Annotated in this window: 18 protein-coding genes; 12 read left to right on the top strand and 6 right to left on the bottom strand. The window is 63.6% G+C overall.

What is annotated here, in order from left to right:
• Positions 1-61: 61 nt before the first annotated feature.
• From phnC to AB0P14_RS05570, 7 genes are all read left to right on the top strand, one after another.
• Complete coding sequence (gene phnC, locus AB0P14_RS05600; protein WP_363838834.1) at positions 62-871, top strand: phosphonate ABC transporter ATP-binding protein; 810 nt, start codon at positions 62-64, stop codon at positions 869-871.
• The gene (gene phnE / locus AB0P14_RS05595) at positions 868-1,674 is read left to right on the top strand and encodes a phosphonate ABC transporter, permease protein PhnE (RefSeq protein ID WP_363838831.1); all 807 of its coding nucleotides are present in this window, start codon (positions 868-870) and stop codon (positions 1,672-1,674) included. The genes phnC and phnE (AB0P14_RS05595) overlap by 4 nt, the downstream gene beginning before the upstream one ends.
• Positions 1,675-1,687: 13 nt before the next feature.
• Entirely contained in the window at positions 1,688-2,527 is an 840-nt protein-coding gene (phnE, locus tag AB0P14_RS05590) for a phosphonate ABC transporter, permease protein PhnE (RefSeq protein ID WP_363838829.1), read from the top strand.
• A complete protein-coding gene (locus AB0P14_RS05585) occupies positions 2,524-3,534 on the top strand; it encodes a metallophosphoesterase (protein ID WP_363838826.1) in 1,011 nt (336 codons plus the stop codon). The genes phnE (AB0P14_RS05590) and AB0P14_RS05585 overlap by 4 nt, the downstream gene beginning before the upstream one ends.
• Positions 3,535-3,537: 3 nt before the next feature.
• On the top strand, positions 3,538-4,392 hold the full coding sequence (locus AB0P14_RS05580) for a MurR/RpiR family transcriptional regulator (RefSeq protein ID WP_363838823.1): 855 nt from the start codon (positions 3,538-3,540) through the stop codon (positions 4,390-4,392).
• Between the two features lie 64 nt (positions 4,393-4,456).
• Entirely contained in the window at positions 4,457-5,290 is an 834-nt protein-coding gene (locus AB0P14_RS05575) for a fumarylacetoacetate hydrolase family protein (protein ID WP_363838821.1), read from the top strand.
• 95 nt (positions 5,291-5,385) lie between these two features.
• Positions 5,386-5,901, top strand: coding sequence for a GtrA family protein (locus tag AB0P14_RS05570; protein ID WP_363838818.1), 516 nt, complete (start codon positions 5,386-5,388; stop codon positions 5,899-5,901).
• Positions 5,902-6,036: 135 nt separating this feature from the next.
• Here AB0P14_RS05570 and AB0P14_RS05565 read toward each other — a convergent pair whose 3' ends face one another.
• The gene (locus AB0P14_RS05565; RefSeq protein ID WP_363838816.1) at positions 6,037-6,330 is read right to left on the bottom strand and encodes a DUF1540 domain-containing protein; all 294 of its coding nucleotides are present in this window, start codon (positions 6,328-6,330) and stop codon (positions 6,037-6,039) included.
• A 187-nt stretch (positions 6,331-6,517) separates the two neighbouring features.
• Between AB0P14_RS05565 and AB0P14_RS05560 the strand changes: the two genes are divergently transcribed.
• The 5 genes from AB0P14_RS05560 (at position 6,518) to AB0P14_RS05540 (ending at position 10,754) form a co-directional block, all read left to right on the top strand.
• Positions 6,518-6,892, top strand: coding sequence for a hypothetical protein (locus AB0P14_RS05560; protein ID WP_363838813.1), 375 nt, complete (start codon positions 6,518-6,520; stop codon positions 6,890-6,892).
• The gene (locus AB0P14_RS05555) at positions 6,885-8,390 is read left to right on the top strand and encodes an ATP-binding protein (RefSeq protein WP_363838810.1); all 1,506 of its coding nucleotides are present in this window, start codon (positions 6,885-6,887) and stop codon (positions 8,388-8,390) included. Before AB0P14_RS05560 ends, AB0P14_RS05555 begins: the two co-directional genes overlap by 8 nt.
• Entirely contained in the window at positions 8,387-9,049 is a 663-nt protein-coding gene (locus AB0P14_RS05550) for a response regulator transcription factor (RefSeq protein ID WP_363838807.1), read from the top strand. The genes AB0P14_RS05555 and AB0P14_RS05550 overlap by 4 nt, the downstream gene beginning before the upstream one ends.
• 176 nt (positions 9,050-9,225) lie before the next feature.
• Positions 9,226-9,942: a DUF4956 domain-containing protein gene (locus AB0P14_RS05545; protein ID WP_363838805.1), complete on the top strand. Its 717-nt coding sequence runs from the start codon at positions 9,226-9,228 to the stop codon at positions 9,940-9,942.
• Positions 9,939-10,754 carry a polyphosphate polymerase domain-containing protein gene (locus tag AB0P14_RS05540; RefSeq protein ID WP_363838803.1) on the top strand — a complete coding sequence of 272 codons (816 nt, stop codon included), beginning with the start codon at positions 9,939-9,941 and terminating at the stop codon, positions 10,752-10,754. Before AB0P14_RS05545 ends, AB0P14_RS05540 begins: the two co-directional genes overlap by 4 nt.
• A gap of 175 nt (positions 10,755-10,929) precedes the next feature.
• Here AB0P14_RS05540 and AB0P14_RS05535 read toward each other — a convergent pair whose 3' ends face one another.
• The 5 genes from AB0P14_RS05535 to AB0P14_RS05515 form a co-directional block, all read right to left on the bottom strand.
• Positions 10,930-12,168 (bottom strand): cysteine desulfurase family protein, encoded by a 1,239-nt coding sequence (locus AB0P14_RS05535; protein WP_363838800.1) that lies wholly within the window; start codon positions 12,166-12,168, stop codon positions 10,930-10,932.
• Positions 12,165-13,064, bottom strand: coding sequence for a carboxylating nicotinate-nucleotide diphosphorylase (nadC, locus tag AB0P14_RS05530; protein WP_363839360.1), 900 nt, complete (start codon positions 13,062-13,064; stop codon positions 12,165-12,167). The genes AB0P14_RS05535 and nadC overlap by 4 nt, the downstream gene beginning before the upstream one ends.
• A 71-nt stretch (positions 13,065-13,135) precedes the next feature.
• Positions 13,136-14,977: an L-aspartate oxidase gene (gene nadB, locus AB0P14_RS05525; RefSeq protein ID WP_363838797.1), complete on the bottom strand. Its 1,842-nt coding sequence runs from the start codon at positions 14,975-14,977 to the stop codon at positions 13,136-13,138.
• Positions 14,974-16,386: a quinolinate synthase NadA gene (gene nadA / locus AB0P14_RS05520; protein ID WP_363838794.1), complete on the bottom strand. Its 1,413-nt coding sequence runs from the start codon at positions 16,384-16,386 to the stop codon at positions 14,974-14,976. Before nadA ends, nadB begins: the two co-directional genes overlap by 4 nt.
• 80 nt (positions 16,387-16,466) lie before the next feature.
• On the bottom strand, positions 16,467-17,219 hold the full coding sequence (locus tag AB0P14_RS05515) for an NUDIX domain-containing protein (RefSeq protein WP_363838791.1): 753 nt from the start codon (positions 17,217-17,219) through the stop codon (positions 16,467-16,469).
• Positions 17,220-17,499 lie beyond the last annotated feature (280 nt).

The raw sequence follows: 17,499 nt of genomic DNA, 5'->3' as shown, positions 1-17,499 counted from the left end.
TGTCCCGCCCTCACCTCGAGGTGCGGGACATTGGACGGCACAGCAATAGAAAGCAGATCCCATGGAGCACACCGCGGCGGATATCCGTTTCAGCGATGTATCGGTAACCTACCCCAATGGCTACACCGGCCTGAAGAACATCAACTTGAACATTCCAGCCGGTGAAATGGTAGGAATCGTGGGCCTCTCCGGCGCCGGCAAGTCAACGCTGATCCGCACCATCAACGGTCTGGTCCCCATCACCAGAGGCAGCATCAACGTCGGCGCCCACCAGCTCAACGGCCGCGGCGGGACTCAGCTTCGTGGCAAGGATCTGCGCGAACTGCGCTCCAACGTGGGCATGGTCTTCCAGAGCTTCAACCTGGCCAAGCGCACCACCGTGCTCAACAATGTGCTCATGGGCAGGCTCTACCACTCCCCTGCGTGGCGCACCCTTTTGGGCGCTTGGAAGAACGACGACGTCGAACTCGCCATGTCTGCCTTGGAACGAGTCGAGATTGTGCCCAAGGCTTACGAAAAGGCCTCAAGCCTCTCCGGCGGCCAGCAACAGAGAGTGGCCATTGCCCGAACCTTGGCGCAACGGCCCCAGGTGATCTTGGCTGATGAGCCTGTGGCATCCCTTGACCCACCCACCTCCCACGTGGTGATGCGCGATCTCCAACGCATCAACGCCGAGCTGGGCATCACCGTTGTGGTGAACCTGCATTTCTTGGACCTTGCCCGTCGCTACAGCGACCGCTTGATCGGCTTGCGCTCCGGGGAGCTGGTCTTCGATGGCGCCGGAGCCGACGCCGATGAGTCCGTCTTTGAAAACATCTACGGCCGCTCCCTGACTGCTGAAGACGTCCTAGGCACCAAGGCTGAACTTTGAGCGCCTCCGTCTCACCCGCCCCGCAGACCCAGCGCCCCACGAAGCCGCGCCACGGCGCAAGGACGGTAGCCGCCGTCGTACTTCTGTTGGCAATCACCATCTGGGCCGGGATCGGCGTGGAAGTTGATCTGCCAGCCATCGCGGCCAACTGGCGCAACGCCACCACCAACATTATTGCGCTGCTCCAGCCTGATTACGGGTTCTTCCCCAAGACCATTCCGGCCCTGCTGGAAACCCTGCAGATGGCAGTCATTGCTACGGTGATCGGCTCGGCATTGTCGCTGCCTCTGGCGTTTTTGGCATCGCGGGCCACGAATCCGCGGCCCAAACTGCTGGTGGGCGTGCGGTTCGTGATGAACATGATTCGCAGCGTGCCGGACATCTTGTTTGCCTCGATCCTGGTGGCCGTGGTGGGTGTTGGCGCGCTTTCGGGCATCATGGCGCTGGTGTTGTTCAACATTGGCATCATCGTGAAACTGGTGTCGGAATCGCTCGATGGTGAGGACGCTGGCGCGCAAGAAGCCGCGCTGGCGGCCGGTGCCAGCTGGCCCAAGGCCAACAGGGCGGCCATGTTGCCCCAGATCCTGCCCAGCTTTGCCTCTCAGGTTCTGTACACCTTTGAGTTGAACATCCGAGCCTCCACGGTGATTGGTCTGGTGGGCGCAGGCGGCTTGGGCATCTTGATTGACAACGTCCGCAGTTTCTTCCGGTACCACGAACTGTCACTGATCATTGTGGAAATCCTGGTGCTGGTCTTGGTGCTGGAATCACTGTCCGCCTGGCTACGAAAGAAGTTGGTGTAGCGTGGCGACACTCATGACCCAGCAACCCAATCCCCAACCCCAAAGCGCAGCACGGCCCGTCAAACCAACCTCTAGACTGCGCACCACGCTCTGGCTGCTGGTTAGCATGGTTGTGGTTGCCGCGTTTTGGTCGGTGGATATCAAATGGTCTGCCCTGGCTGACTTCCCCGCCCAGCTGATCAAATATGTGGACCTGATGTTGTTCCCGCCGGACTGGAGCAAGTTTGGCGAGGCCTTCATGGCCACCATTCTGTCCGTCCAAATGGCGTGGATCGGCACCGTTTTAGGCATCATTATTTCCTTCCCGCTGAGCTTCTTGGCATCCAAAGGGCTGGCTCCGCGCGCCGTGAACGCGCCCCTTCGTTTCATCTTCGCCGTGATCCGCGCCGTGCCTGAAGTGGTCATCGCCATTTTGATTCTCTCGGTCACCGGGCTGACACCATTCACCGGCGCCCTGGCCTTGGCCGTGGGCTCCATCGGCACCTTGGGCAAATGGGGTTACGAGGCTTTCGAAGGCGTGGATCCGGGCCCCAAGGAAGCCGTCCGCTCCACCGGCGGCGGCACCTTGTCCCTGATCCGATGGGGTGTGTGGCCCACCGCCGCCCCGGAAATACTCTCCTTCTGGCTGTACCGCTTTGAAATCAACGTGCGCGCCTCGGCCATTCTGGGACTCATCGGCGCCGGCGGTATCGGCAAAATGCTCCAAGACAACGTCCAATTCCGCAATTGGGACGCGGTGGGCATGCTGCTGATCGTGGTTGTGGTTGTCACCATGGTGATCGACCAAATCTCCGGCGCCGTCCGCAACAAACTCATCCACGGCACGTGGCGCGCCCCTAAGCTGGCATCATGACCACCCTGCGCATCCTCCATCTCAGCGACACCCACCTCATGGACGCAGGCGCGCTCCACCAGGGCACTGTGGATACCGTAGCCGCTTACAGGTTTACCCTCGAGTCCTTTGCGAACGCCGGTCCTCTGGACCTCGTGGTGCTTTCCGGCGACATGTCCGACGACGGGTCCCCGGCCTCCTACCGCACCTTGCGTTCGCTGACCGGAGACTTTGCTGCCCGGCACGGTGCTGTGGCCATCTATGCCATGGGAAACCACGATCAGCGCACCGGCTTCCGTGAAGTTCTCGGTAATGGACACCCTGACTCCGGCAGCGGCTCAAACAACAGCGGCTCAAACAACAGTGGCGCCCTGTCCGGCGTCGAACTTGCCGCGGAAGCACCCATCGTGGGCATCAGCCATGTGGCCGGGTACCGGATCATTACCGTAGATAGTTCAGTGCCTGGCCGCACCCACGGCTTTGTTGACGGTGAGCAGTTGGCGTGGCTGCGCGCGGAGCTGGCTACAAGCTATGGGCACGGCACCGTGGTGGTCATCCACCATCCTCCCGTGGAGCCGGTGACCGCCCTTCATCACGGGATCGAGTTGATGAATGCCGACCAGCTGGCCGAGGCTCTGGCCGGGACGGACACGGTTGTCATTCTCAGTGGTCACTACCATCATCACCTCAGCGATGTGCTGGCGGCAGGGTCTTCACGTATTCCGGTGGTGGTGACGTCGGGGATCGTCAATTCCAATGACGTCATGGCTGCGCCGGGCCACGAGCGGGCGGTTGCTGGCAGCGGCGGTACCCTTATAACCATTAGAGCGTCCCCCGGAACATCAGCTGAACGCCAGGGTCAAGTAGCCTTTGCGGGACCGCTGGCCCGAGTGCGAACTTTGCCGCTACGTTTCGTGCTGCCTGTGAGCATTAGCCCGGAGGTAGTTTTTGATCTGGATGGCTCAGAAGTTGAGCGTATTTCGCAGCTGATTTCCGCTACTGGCGCCGAGCGCTCACAGAAAGGCTAGCTAGTGATTGAGCATGCTCCCGGCCAGGTTGTGGCCCATATCCGTTCTGCCCGTCCTTCGCTATTGCCAGCCGAGCAGGCCGTGGCTGCCGTGTTCTTGGCGCACACCCAGAAGATCGTGGAGCTCTCCTCCCAACAGGTAGCCGATTTGGCTGGGGCGTCCCGGGCCACCGTGGTCCGTACCTGCCAGAGTTTGGGCTTTTCCGGGTACCAACAACTGCGTGTGCTGTTGGCCCGCGACGCCGGGTATGCCAGTACCGATCAGCGGCCCAAGGTAGTAGGTGCTGCGGGCATGGTGGCTGACACGTTTGTCCAGGTGGGCCAGGCCGTGGCCACCATGGCTGCGCTGCTTGACCCCGACGCCGTGACTGGCTCCGTGAAAGCGATGGCTCAAGCCGGACGAATGCTGGTGGTGGGCAATGGACTTTCTGCCCCGCTGGCTACCGACATGGCTTCGCGTTTGAGTGCCATTGGCCGGCCCGCGGAATCCTCATTGGATGTGATTGGTCAGCAGATCTCGGCGAGGCTCCTTGCGCCGTCGGACCTCTTGCTCATCATCAGCGGAAGCGGCGCCAATAGCTCCAGCCTGCGGGTAGCCCAGGCAGCCAAGGACGCCGGGGCAACCTTGGTAGCCATCACGGCGTTTGCGCGCTCTCCCTTGGCTGCCAAGGCGAACTTCTCGCTCGTGGTGGGCATGGGGGATCTGAGTTTTCGTGAAGAAGTGACGGTGACCAGCAGAATCCCGCAGACCATTCTGATGGAGGGTCTCATCGCGGCTCTATCGGAAGAGTTGGGCGAAAAAGCTAAGGCGGCCAAGGCCTTGGCGTTGGAAGTCATCAGCGGAAACCTGGATGAATGAGTCCGACCAGGGCCGAACAGCACGTCACAGTCAACACTCTCCCAGCAAGAGGTAGGATGTCCTCATGACTACTGTGCCGTACCGCCTTGCCCGTGTCCGTCCACTCGACGCCGTGGAGGCGCCCCTGGCCGAGCAGTTCTTTGTCCGCAATGATGCCGCCGACTTTGACAGCCCCGAAGGCCGCATCTGGCAGCTCGTGGAGACGCCCTTCCCCGCCTCCGCTGCGAACCAGAACAGCGCCTCCCGCGATGGCTGGACACCGGGCGCCACCGTCTCCGAAGACCAGTTCATCTTCCTGGCCCCGTGCGCCCCCGTCAATGTCTTCGGCATGGCCCACAACACCGGCGCACCCGGCCGCGCCCTGCCCCCGCAGGCTTTTCACAAGGCCGCCAGTTCCGTGGTTGGCCCCGGCGATGCCATTGAACTGAGTCCCACCGTTGGCTATGTAGACCCGGAGGCTGAGCTGACAATCGTGATCGGCCGCACTGCAAAGAACCTGACACTGGAAACTGCACGCAGCGCCATCCTCGGCTTCACCATTGGCAACGACGTCTCAGCCCGCGACGCTCAGAAGTCAGATGAACTCTGGATCAGCGCCAAGAGTCCTGACACCTTCACCCCGCTGGGCCCGTGGATTGTTGTGGGCCTGAAGGACGACGGCGTGGCCATCAGCATTGTGCACAACGGCACCGAGCTTGCCCCCGCCTCCAGCGACGATCTGGGCTGGGGTGTGGATGAAATTCTGGTGTACTTGAGCAGCTTCATGACCCTACAGCCCGGTGATGTCATCATGACCGGCTTCCCCGCAGAGTGCCGCCAGATCAACCCCGGCGATGAAGTTATCTGCCGTGTTGGCGGCATTGGCGAGCTGCGCAACCCAGTGGTTGCCGGGCCGTAATCTCGGTGATTCCACCGATCCGAAAACAACTCACTGGCAATACACGCGCCATTAATTGGGTGTTAGTACGCGCAGCTGACAAGATTCAGTAAGTCATGGCAACTACATCACCCCGGGATACAGTCCCCGCCGAGCCCGTATCTACGGACCGCGGGGCTTTTGCTGTACTCCGAAACTGGTCGCGGGGCAATCCGATTTTGGCCTCACAATTGCGTGGCTTCGCTTTAGTTGCCATCATTTGCACCGTCATCTCCATGACTATTTTTGCCAACCTGCGCCCCTACACCGGCACCCAGTGGGCCAACGTCATTTCCTTGATGCTGTGTTCTGTCCTCAACACTGAACTTAACCGGCGCATGAGCTTTGGTATCAACGACCGGCATTTGTGGTGGCGGGACCAGCGTCGCGGGCTGTGGGTCATGCTGCTGGCCTTGGCCATGACCAGTGGAAGTTTGTTGGTACTCCACCAGATCGCGCCGAACGCCTCAATTTGGGTAGAGCTGGCGGTGATTGTGCTCGGCAACGTGGCCTCCGCTGTGACCCGCTTCCTGCTGCTGCGCTACTGGATTTTCCGCCGGGTCAGCCACGGCAGCGGCGCCGGCGCGAAGTAGTCTCCCGGCCCCTGTTCGCAAACCGGGGTTGCGCCCGTTCGCAAGCCGGGGTTGCGCCTGTTCGCAAGCCGGGGTTGCGCCTGTTCGCAAGCAAGGGGTTGCGCCCGTTCGCAAGCCGGGGGTTGCCCCTGTAAGTCAGCCCTGGTGTTCGTAAGTCAGGCAGTCGGCGTTGTCTGCACCCGGACCCACCCTGACCGAATCGGCGGAACACATCAAGTGCTCGTTGTGGGCGCATTCGCTACGCTGGCAGGCCCCCACCGAGGCCAGCACCTTGGGCAGTCCGCCGTGGACACCGGTGTCAATGAAGGTGGCGCACTGGGCGTGGTCGGTGTTTCCGCCGATCGTGATGCCGGCAGCCCCGCAGTGGGTGTGGTCGTTGAACGAGCAGTTGGACACGGCGCATTCGGTGACGGGAACGGTGGCAGTCATGATGCTCTCCTTTGCTACGAAACCGGGCCGCGGCGACCTGATTACTTCCACCGTACGCCCAAAATACACCAACTAATTAGTGCCAATTTTGTGCCGTAATTCGCCCGCTGCCCGTGGACATGTTTGGATGAGAGAACTCTCATCCGGGCCTCATCCGCCCGTCACCTTCATGCGAAAGGATTGAACCATGCACATCCCCCGGTTCATTCTCATCGCGTTCCTCATCCTGGTGGTGGCGGGAACAGCGCTGGCCACAAGCCAGCTTGTTTCCAATTCGGAGCCCCGGCTGGGCGACCCCGTTGTGGTCACCCCTGTAGGCACCCCGCCACCCACAACACCACCCACTACGCCCGCAACAACTCCGGCACCAACAGCCTCCCCGTCCCCCAGCCCCTCCACAGCCCCACCAACCGCCACGAGCCCAACTCCGCCTCCGCCGTCGTCCGCCCCTCCGGGCTCGGGAGCCGTGGAGGTCCCCGGCTGCGCGCCACTGGCCGGCGATGACGACGCTGACGATTGTGATGACTGGGACGACGACTGGGACGATTTTGATGATGACTGATTCCCCGCGCCGGACACTCAGCGCCCGGGCCCGCATCATCGGCGCCATGGTGCTGTTGATCGCCGTGGCGTTTGCGGCATCGATAGTGCTCTCGGCCCAGATCCTGAACGCCCGCGCAAACGCCCTGGTGGATGACCGGCTCACGCATGCCGCCACGAGCTTCCGCACCTTCGCCATGTCGCCGTCGGGCAGCTCCCAATTTACCGCCGATGCCCTCCTGACCCGCTATTTGCAAGACACCGTCTCCAACCGGGCCGAGACCGCCTTCAGCTTGCTCAATGACGTCCCGCACCGGCGCATGGCCGGCGATCCGCCCCTCCGGCTCGACCAGGACCCGGCCTTCCTGGCACTGCTCACGGGCCACACTGCGCCGATCCACGGCCGGTACAGCTCGAGCGCCGGTGAGGTGGCCTACGCGCTCATCCCTGTGTCCGTTGCCGGCGATCCGGCGCACGGGGCCCTGGTCAGCGTCCAGTTCCACCGTGAAGTTGCCGCGCCGCTGTTCAGCTCGCTGGGCATCTTCGCCCTGGCCGGCACACTCGCGGTCATCGGCGCCGGCATCGCCAGCTGGCTGATTGCCGGGCGTGTGCTGGCACCGGTGCGTTTGGTCCGGGAAACGGCCGAGACCATCACTGAAACCGACTTCCACGGCCGGATCGAGGTGGCAGGCCATGACGATGTCGCCGCCCTCGCCACCACTTTCAACCGCATGCTGGACCGTCTGGAAACCGCCTTCGCCACGCAGCAGCAATTTGTTGACGACGCCGGACATGAGCTCCGCACACCCATCACCGTGATCCGGGGCCACCTTGAGATGATGAGCGAAGACCCGGCCGAGCGTGCCGAAACCGTAGCCCTGGTCACCGACGAGCTCGACCGCATGGCCCGGATTGTCAACGACCTGCTGCTGCTCGCCAAGTCCCAACAGCCGGACTTTGTGGTGCCACAGGAGGTGGATCTGATGGACCTGATGGTGGATGCGTTGAGCAAGGCCAGCATGCTCGGCCCACAAAACTGGACCCTGGACGAGCTCGCCGAGGGGCACGTCACCGCCGACGGCCAGCGCCTGACACAGGCCCTCATGCAGCTCGCCGCCAACGCCGTGGCACACACCCCAACCGAGGGCACCATAGCCTTTGGTTCGCGGCTGATTTCAGGCCCCAAACACAACGGCGGCACGCTCCTTGTGTGGGTTCGAGACACCGGCGCGGGGATCGCGGAAGATGACCAGGAGAGAATTTTCTCCCGCTTCCGCCGTGGCACCAACCCGAAGCAGTCCTCCGGCGCCGGCCTGGGCTTATCCATTGTAAAATCCATTGCCGAGGCCCACGGAGGCACAGTTTCGGTGTCCAGCACGCTGGGCAACGGGGCAACTTTTGACTTGATGATCCCGGTGGCCCACTCCCTTGATGATGAAACGGACGCTGTTGCCGCTGACATTGTTGGTGCGGAAGCTGTTGGCGCGGACGCCGGCAGCCCTTTGAAAGGAAGTGCATGAAAAGGATTCTGATCGCCGAGGACGAGGACCGGATTGCCACCTTTGTGCAAAAGGGTTTGAACGCGGAGGGCTTTGTCACGCAGGTTGTGACGGACGGGCAGTCTGCCTACGACGAGGCCCGGTCCTACGTCCATGACCTGCTGATCCTGGACATCGGCCTGCCCGTCATGGACGGCTTGACAGTGCTGCACCGGCTGCGTCAGGACAAGGTGGACATCCCCGTGGTGATCCTCTCGGCCCGCAGCAGCGTGGAGGACAAGGTGGCCGGGCTGGTCGGCGGCGCCGACGACTACCTGCCCAAGCCCTTCGCCTTCGAGGAACTGCTGGCCCGCGTCCGGCTGCGGCTGCGCGGGCACATCCTAGAGGAGGCCACGATACTAACAGCCGGCCCGCTCAGCCTTGACCTGCGCACCCGCCGAGCCCAGGTGGACGGCGTGTCCAAGGACCTCAGCGCCCGCGAATTTGCACTGGCCGAGGCCCTGTTCCGGCACCGGGACCAGGTGCTCTCCCGCGAGCAGCTGCTCTCCCAGGTGTGGGGCTTCGACTTTGACCCGGGATCCAACATTGTGGATGTCTACATCCGCTACCTGCGCAAGAAGTTCGGCGCCGAACGGATCGAAACGGTCCGCGGCATGGGCTACCGGCTCAAGCTGGACTGATCCGCGCCCCCGCTGGACTGATCCGCGCCCCCGCCGCGTTGGGCTCCGGCAGGGCAACCGGGTGCAGGCGGCCGCCGTCGGGCTTCATGAGAGGGCTCTCATCTTGGTCTCCTTTTACTCTCATGCGGGTGCACAACAGTAGTAGTTAGAAAACAACTACTCGTTGAGGAGCCAACATGTTCAACCTCTGGATTGCACTCGCAGCCAACATGGTCGCCATTAGTATCCTGGTGTACGCCGTGTACTTCCCCCGCTACCAGCGCCGCGACCTGGCCATTGCCTATGTGTGCCTGAACGTGGGCATCATGCTCGTCACCATGCTGCTCTCCGGCAGCGGCGCCGGCATGGGCCTGGGGCTGGGACTGTTCGGGGTGCTGTCCATCATCAGGCTGCGGTCGGACACGCTCACGCAGGGCGAGATCGGCTACTACTTCGCAGCCCTGGTGCTGGGCCTGATGAACGGCCTGCACCCGGACCCGGCCTGGCTCTCACCGGTGCTCTCCGCCGCCCTGGTCACGGTCCTGTTTGTGGCCGACCACCCGCGGATCGCACCCCGCACCCGCCGCCAGACCATCACCTTGGACCGCGCCTACGCCAATGAGGGCGAGCTGCGGACCGCGCTGGAGGACCTGCTGGGCGGAAACGTCACGCGCATTGAAGTCATGGAACTGGATATTGTCCGGGACCTGACCATCGCCGACGTCCGGTACCAGGCGGCCACCACGGCCAAGGTTTCGCCGTGCAGCCACGAGCTGGTCGAAGCGGCACCTGCCATGGCCGACTTCCCGGCATACCCCTCGATCCAGCCAACATGGACGCATCCGGCACCGGTCCAGCCCACGTTCGGCCAGCCTGCACAGGGCCAGCCCAGCCACGTTGGAGCACGCTCATGACCTGCGCGGATGTGCTGGATGCCGCCCTTGCGCTGCGAGCCCCCATCAGCCTGGAAGCAGTCAACGAGGAGGCTGCCCTGCAGCGCCGCGTGGACAAGAAGTTCCTGCTTTCACGTGGCCAGCTGGCCTCCCTGCTGGCGCGTCTGGACAGCGACTTTGCCGTCATGGAGATTGCCGGCCGCCGCGTCTTCGGCTACAGCTCAACTTACTTTGACACCCCAGGGCTCGACCAGTTCCGGGCCCACCGCCAGGGCCGCCGGCGCCGCTTCAAGGTCCGCACCCGCACCTACCTGGATTCCGGGCTCTGCATGTTTGAGGCGAAGCTGAAGGGCGTCCGGGGCGAAACCGACAAGCACCGCATCCCCTACAGCCTCGAGAACAGCGGCATCATGAACGGCGAGGCGCAGGAATTCCTGACCGGCCTGCTGGATAGCGAATACGGCATGCCGCTGCCGGAACTCCGTTCGGTCATGACCGTAGACTACCGCCGCGGCACCCTGGTGAATCCGCACAGCAGGGAGCGGCTCACCCTGGATGTGGGGCTGCTGTGCCGCGACGGCGGCTCGGGCGGCCGGGAGGTTGCCGGCCCGGACCTGGTGGTGGTGGAAACCAAGTCGGAGGATGGCCGGGGCGTGGCTGACAGGGTTCTGGCCGAGATGGGCATCCGCGACCTGAGCATGAGCAAGTACTGTGTGGGTATCGCCCTGCTGCATCCGCACCTGCCGGCCAATCGCTGGAACCGGGTGCTGCGCAACCGCTTCGACTGGGACCGGGCGCCCGCCGAGGCTGGCGGCGTAGAGCTGGTGGCCTGACTCCTCACCCCAGCTGGCCAGTCGCGCAAGACACGCGACCTCCCCCAACAAATGCCACCGTTTGACGCTAATGCCGCAGTTCAAACTATGGCAATTGCGTCAAACGGCAGCATTTTCGGCAACAGAGCTCCGGCCTGTAACCGGCCTAGCCCAACCTGCCTAACCCAACACCTGCCTAGCCCAGGCGCAGCATCCGCGCGACGGCGGCCGCCAGTTCGGTGGCCGCCGTCTCCAATGCCTCGGCCGTGACATCCGTGCCGAAACTAAAACGCAGCGCCGTCTGGGCCACCGTGCGCTCGATGCCCATGGCGCTCAGCACGGCCGATGGTTCATCAGACCCCGCCGCACAAGCCGATCCTGAGGAACACACGATCCCCCGTCGTTCCAGCTCCAGCAGCACCGATTCGCCGCTGGTGCCCGGGAAGCAAAATGAGGCCACATTGGGCAGCCGCCGCGTGCCGTGCCCGGTCAGCTGCGCGGCGGGAATGTCCGCTAGGATGCGCCGGATGAAGTTTTCCCGCAATTCCGTGACACGTTCGACGGCGGAGGGCCGTGCCGCTTCAGCCGCCACCAACGCCGTGGCCAGGGCAACGGCAAACGCCACATTCTCGGTGCCCGAGCGGTTGCCGCGCTCCTGCCCGCCGCCGTGGATCAACGGTTCATAGAGAGATCCACCCTTGACATAGAGCAGGCCCACACCCTTGGGTGCGCCGATTTTGTGCCCGGAAAGGCTCAGCGCCGTGACGCCCAGCTCCCGGATATCTAGGGGCAGCCAGCCGGCAGCCTGGACGGCATCGCTGTGCAGCGGCACGCCCGCGGCTGCGGCCGCGGCGGACAGCGCAGTCAGGTCCTGGACCGTGCCCACCTCGTTGTTGGCGTACATGATGGAAGCCACCGCAACATCACTGCCGGCAACGTCACGGCCAGCCACAGCGCTGCCGGCCACGTCACTGCCAGCCAGGTTACTGGCTGGAGTGCCGGAGCCCGCAGTGCCTGTCAGCATCGCGGCAAACACGTCAGGGTCGACCAGCCCGTCGCCGTCCACCGGAACCAGTTCCACCTCAAAGCCGTGGATGCGTCGCAGGTAGTCGGCAGATTCCGCCACTGCCGGGTGTTCCACGGCGCTGATGAGCACCCGGTTCAGCCGAGGATCCCCAGCGCGGCGGGCGAGCGCAATGCCCTTTAGGGCGAGGTTATCGGCCTCGGTCCCACCGGAGGTAAATGTGAGCTCTTCGGCACCGCAGCCCAACGCCGTCGCACATTTTTCCCGGGCACCTGTCAGTGCGGCAGCGGCAATTTCTCCCAGCTCGTGGTGACTGGAAGGGTTGCCGAATTGGTTGGTCAGGAAGGGGAACATGGCCTCGATGACCTCCCGGCGGACTGGTGTGGTGGCGGCGGCGTCGAGAAAAATCACGGCAGATCCACAGGGCCTTGCTGCACAGGTCCGGACAGGTCCACCGCGATGTCCAGGCCCAGATCCAGAGCCCGGACACTGTGGGTCAGGGCCCCGACGGAAATGATGTCCACTCCGGTGCGCGCGATCCCGGCGATGGTGGACAGATTCACGTTGCCGCTCGCCTCAACCAGCGCCCGGCCGTTGACCAGCGCCACGCCTTGGACGAGTTCGTCGTTGCTGAAATTGTCCAGCATGATGGTGTCCACGCCGGCCGCCAGCACGGGTTCAATCTGCGCGATCGAGTCCACCTCAACCTCAAAGTGCACGGTGTGCGGGAGCTGGGCACGCACGCCGGCGAGCGCCGCGGTCAGCTTGCCAAGATCCCCGCCGGTCAGCACAGCCAGGTGATTGTCCTTGGCCAGCACGGCGTCAGAGAGCGAGAATCGGTGATTGTGCCCGCCCCCGCAGCGTACGGCATAGCGTTCGAGGATACGCAGGCCGGGGGTGGTCTTTCGCGTATCGGTGACCCGAGCCTTGGTGCCAGCGATCAGGGCCGCATATTCGGCGGTCTGGGTGGCGATGGCACTCATCCGCTGCGTCAGGTTCAGCGCGATCCGTTCCCCCGTCAGCACGGCCCGGGCCAGCCCGGTGACGGACATGAGTCGGTCCCCCGCCTCAAAGCGGGCACCGTCGGCCACCAACTGCTCAACCCGGGCGTCCGGATCCTGCATGGTCATAGCGGCACGGAAAACGTCCCCACCGGAGAAGATGCCGCGCTCCCGAGCCACGAGCCAGGCGGTGGCTTGCGCATCAGCTGGCAGCAGCGTCGCGGAGGTGATGTCCCCGTACGGCGCATCCTCGGCAAAGGCCCGCTGCAGAATCTCGGCCACGGCCGTGTGTGGCAGCTGAGGCAGGGCTGGGATTGCGGTTGCGTTCACGGCAGTTTCGTTGAGGACGGTTTCTTTCAAGACAGGCACGACGGCGTTCATACTGTTTCGCTTTCACGCTGGGGTTCGATGGTGGTCAATCGGGCGTCGGGGTTCACCCAATGGTTGGAGTCCCGGGTAGCTGAGCCCAGCGGAGTATCTGCTCCCTGCGGGAAATCCGCGCGGTAATGCGCACCGACAGAGTTCTCCCGGGCCAAGGATGCACGCACCAGGAGTCCGGCCACGAGTTCCAAGTTCTGGTCCTCAAGCTCTTGGCGCAGGGAGCGCGTTTCGGACCCAGAGTGCCCAACACTTTGCACCGCTGGTTCATTGTGCAGTGCAGTTTCCTTGTGCAGTGCAGTCTCTACCAGTTGCAATCCCTTGGTGTCGCGCACTACCGCGGCGTGCTGCCCCATCACGTGCCGCAGAGTTTCCCGGCCCAACCCAGCCGGGTGGTTCCGGATCCCCTCAAGGGCTGTGGCGGCGTCGTGCGTCGCGGCGTCGTGCGTTGCGGCGTCGTGCGTGGCGGCGTTGAACTTCATGGACCAGGCATGCTGGTCCGTGGAAGCTTGTTGGTCCGGCGAGGTGAAGGCAGCGACGGCGCGGCGGCTGAAGACGAGGCCTTCGAGCAATGAGTTGGAGGCGAGGCGGTTAGCGCCGTGGACACCGGTGCAGGCCACTTCCCCGGCGGCGTAAAGACCCGGGACGGTGGTTCGTCCGTGCAGATCAGTGGTCACTCCGCCCATCCAGTAGTGAGCTGCGGGAGCCACGGGCAACCAGTCGCGGCGCCAGTCGAAGCCGAGCTTGGCTGTTGCTGCGTCGATCGTGGGGAAACGTCGGGCCAGATATCCGGCGCCGTTGGCTTCCTCGATTCCGCTGGCATCAAGGAAGACATGGGCAGGGCCTTCCGGCTCACCTGCGATCCGAGCGTTCTCCGCAAGGGTTCCAAGATGAGCGGCAATGCTGCGGGAGACCACATCACGCGGGGCAAGATCGCCTTCCGGGTGGTAGCGGGCCATGAACGCCTCACCCTTAGAGTCACGCAGCACGGCCCCGGCCCCGCGCACGGCCTCGGAAATGAGGAAGTTCTGCCCCACCGCGAGCGCCGTTGGGTGGAACTGGAAGTATTCAAGATCGGCCAGCACTGCGCCCGCGCGCCAGGCGAGAGCTACGCCGTCGCCCGTGGCAACGTGCGGGTTGGTGGTGAATTCAAAAAGCTGCCCGGCACCCCCGGTAGCCAGCAGCACCGCGTCGGCGGCCAAGGTCTGGCGTTCGTCTGCTGAGTCTAGGTAGGCGATGCCGGCGATTGGCGCACGGGGAAAGGTACCGCCGTCGTCCACTTCAGTCTCAGGCGCTTCAGTCTCAGGCGCTTCAGGGTTAGCCGCATCAGGGTTAGCGGCCAGAAGCTCCGTGGCGAAGCTATTCTCCAGGAGCGTGATGAGGCCCAGTGCCGCCTGCTCGCGGATCGCGGCGATCAATCCATTGGCGATGGCGGCTCCCGTGGCGTCCCCGCCGGCATGCAGGATCCGAGCGGCCGAATGGGCTCCCTCCAATCCCAAGGAACGGCGCCCGCTAGCGTCGCGGTCAAAGCGCACGCCGAAACGCTCGAGAGCTGCGATATCGGTGGCTGCCTCGGTGCACAGGACGCGCACGGCCTCTGGATCGCACTGACCTGCGCCGGCCTTGAGGGTGTCGGCGATGTGCGCCCACACGGAATCGCCCGGGGCAGCTTCCCCCTCGGCGAGCACCGCGCAGATTCCGCCTTGGGCGTGATGGGTGTTGCTTTGCGCCAACGTGCCCTTGGTCAACAGTGTCACCCGCGACCCTGCCTCGGCGGCCAGCAACGCCCCGTAGAGCCCGGCAATCCCACTGCCCACAACTACCAGATGCGAGTTAGTCATGCGCGTACGGATTTCTTGGGCTGCGCAGTCTTTGGCTGCACGGTCTTGGGCTGCACAGTCTTGGGCTGTGGCTTGGCGGCAAGCATCCGTTCCAGCGCGATGCGCGCATTGACGGCGGTGGCCTCCGGAACGGTGATCTGGTTGCGCACCTCGCCGGCCACCAGGCCCTCAAGCACCCAGGCGAGGTAGCCGGGGTGGATGCGGTACATGGTGGAGCACGGGCAGATGACCGGATCAAGGCAGAAGATGGTGTGCTGCGGGTACTGCGCCGCGAGCCGGTTGACCATGTTGATCTCGGTGCCGATGGCGAAGGTGGTTCCGTCAGGTGCGGCCTGGATGGCCTTGAGAATGTAGTCGGTAGAACCAGCTTCATCGGCCGCGTCCACCACCTCCATGGGGCATTCCGGGTGGACGATCACACGAACGCCCGGGAAGTCCACGCGGGCCTGCTCGATCTGCCCCACCGTGAAGCGCTTGTGCACTGAGCAGAAACCTTGCCACAGCACCACCTTGGCGTTGTCCATGACCTCGGCGCTGTTCCCACCCAGCGGCAGGCGCGGATTCCACAATGGCATTTCCACCAGCGGCACACCCATGGCCTTGGCCGTGTTGCGCCCCAGGTGCTGATCCGGGAAGAACAGTACCCGCTGGCCGCGCTCGAAGGCCCACTCCAGCACGGTCGACGCATTCGAGGACGTGCAGACAATGCCACCGCGCTCTCCACAGAACGCCTTCAGCGCGGCTGAGGAGTTCATGTAGGTCACCGGGATCACGGGTACACGGCCATCGGCGTCGGGCTCGGTGCCGTAGAGCTCTTCCAGTTCCGCCCAGCAGGCCTCAACGGAGGGCAGATCAGCCATATCGGCCATGGAGCAGCCGGCGGCCAGGTTCGGCAGGATCACGCTCTGCTGCGGACCGGAGAGCATGTCAGCGGTCTCGGCCATGAAGTGCACGCCGCAGAAGACGATGGCTTCGGCTTCCGTACGTGTTTTGGCTGCGTTGGCGAGCTGGAAGGAGTCGCCCACGAAGTCGGCAAATTGCACCACCTCGTCGCGCTGATAAAAATGCCCAAGCACGACGACGCGTTCCCCAAGTTCCGCTTTGGCGGCAAGAATCCGGGACTCAAGTTCGGCATCGGAGGCGTCCTTGTACTCCTGCGGCAGCTGGCCCTGCACCGGTGTGGCGGCCGGGGCGATGTCCTCGTTGGAGGCGCCCGGGCCGTAGCCGGGGGTGCCGGCGAGAGCCTCAGCCAGGTCAAATTCCCAGGGACCCTTGGCCAGATCGTCATCGCAGCTTTCCTGCGCGCGGCCCGGCATTCCAGGCTGGGGGGCGGGATTTTGAACGTTGTGTTGGGTCGCTTCGGCTTGTTCGCGGGTAATGAGCTGGATGGTGGTGTTCACGGATGTCATGGCTTGCTCCAAGAGTGTGAGGCAAAAAAAGAATGGGGGTTTTTGGTGGGCTGGGGCGGTTACAGGTGAGGCGAGGTTTGCTAGCCGGGCGATGAGAGACGAGACGGAGGATGTCCTGAAGGGCCGGCGTCGTTAGTGCCACTATCCATTCCGGTGTACCGGTAGAGGCGCGGCGGTCGGTGCTTGCCGCCCTGTTGAAATTCATCGGTGGGTTCGATGAGAGCAGTCTGCTTGAGCTGACGGCGGAAGTTGGCGGGGTCCATGGTGCGGTTCAGGACGGCTTCGTAGACCTCGCGGACCTGGGCCAGGGTGAATTTTTCGCCGAGCAGGTGGTAGGCGATGGAACCGTATTCCATCTTGTTCCGCAGCCGCCACAGGGCGTAATCAACGATCTCGTTGTGGTCGAAGGCCAGCTCCTGCAGTCCGTCGGCGCGGAACCAACCCACGTTTTCGGACTCCTGAGCTAGCTCGGCCTCGGTGGGCTGCACCAGCGCCCAGTACACGATGGAGACCACGCGCTGGCTGGGGGAACGGTGCAGACCCCCGAAGGCGTAGAGCTGTTCAAGGTAGCTCGGCGCCAATCCCGTGGTGTCCTGCAGGTCGCGAGCGGCGGCATCCTGGAGGGAATCAGCCTGAGTCAGGGGCCCTCCCGGAAGCGCCCACAGGCCCTTGAACGGTTCTCGAATACGACGAACCAGTGGAAGCCACAAGGTGGGCCGGCCACTCTTTTCACTGGGACGCAGGGCAAAAATAACCGTGGATATTGCTAGAGCAGGCGGCTGAGCCAAGCGTTCACTGACGTTTGCAGCTGCCACAAATGGGGTCCGCTCCATGCCCTGCACCCCACTTTCTATTGATCAACTTTAGTTAGAGTCATTATGACTAAAACTGATTCTACGACGCTTTGCCACCTTGAAACAAATTTCCGCAGCGCAGAGACGACGCAGCGCAGAGACGATCTAGGCGGATTGCACTGCACAATACAGATTCCTTCCAGACCTACCACTACTTCCCCACTACTTCCGACTTTGGCCAGCTGCTCACATGGTGGATAATGCTTGACGGGATCACACTTTCCCCCGCACTCTTTCGAACGCGCAGCGCGCATTTCCA

The sequence above is a fragment of the Specibacter sp. NPDC078709 genome (assembly GCF_040686795.1).
In the GTDB taxonomy this organism is placed as follows: domain Bacteria; phylum Actinomycetota; class Actinomycetes; order Actinomycetales; family Micrococcaceae; genus Specibacter.
The sequence above is the reverse complement of the archived record's forward strand: the minus strand, read 5'-3'. Positions and strand labels throughout refer to the sequence as shown.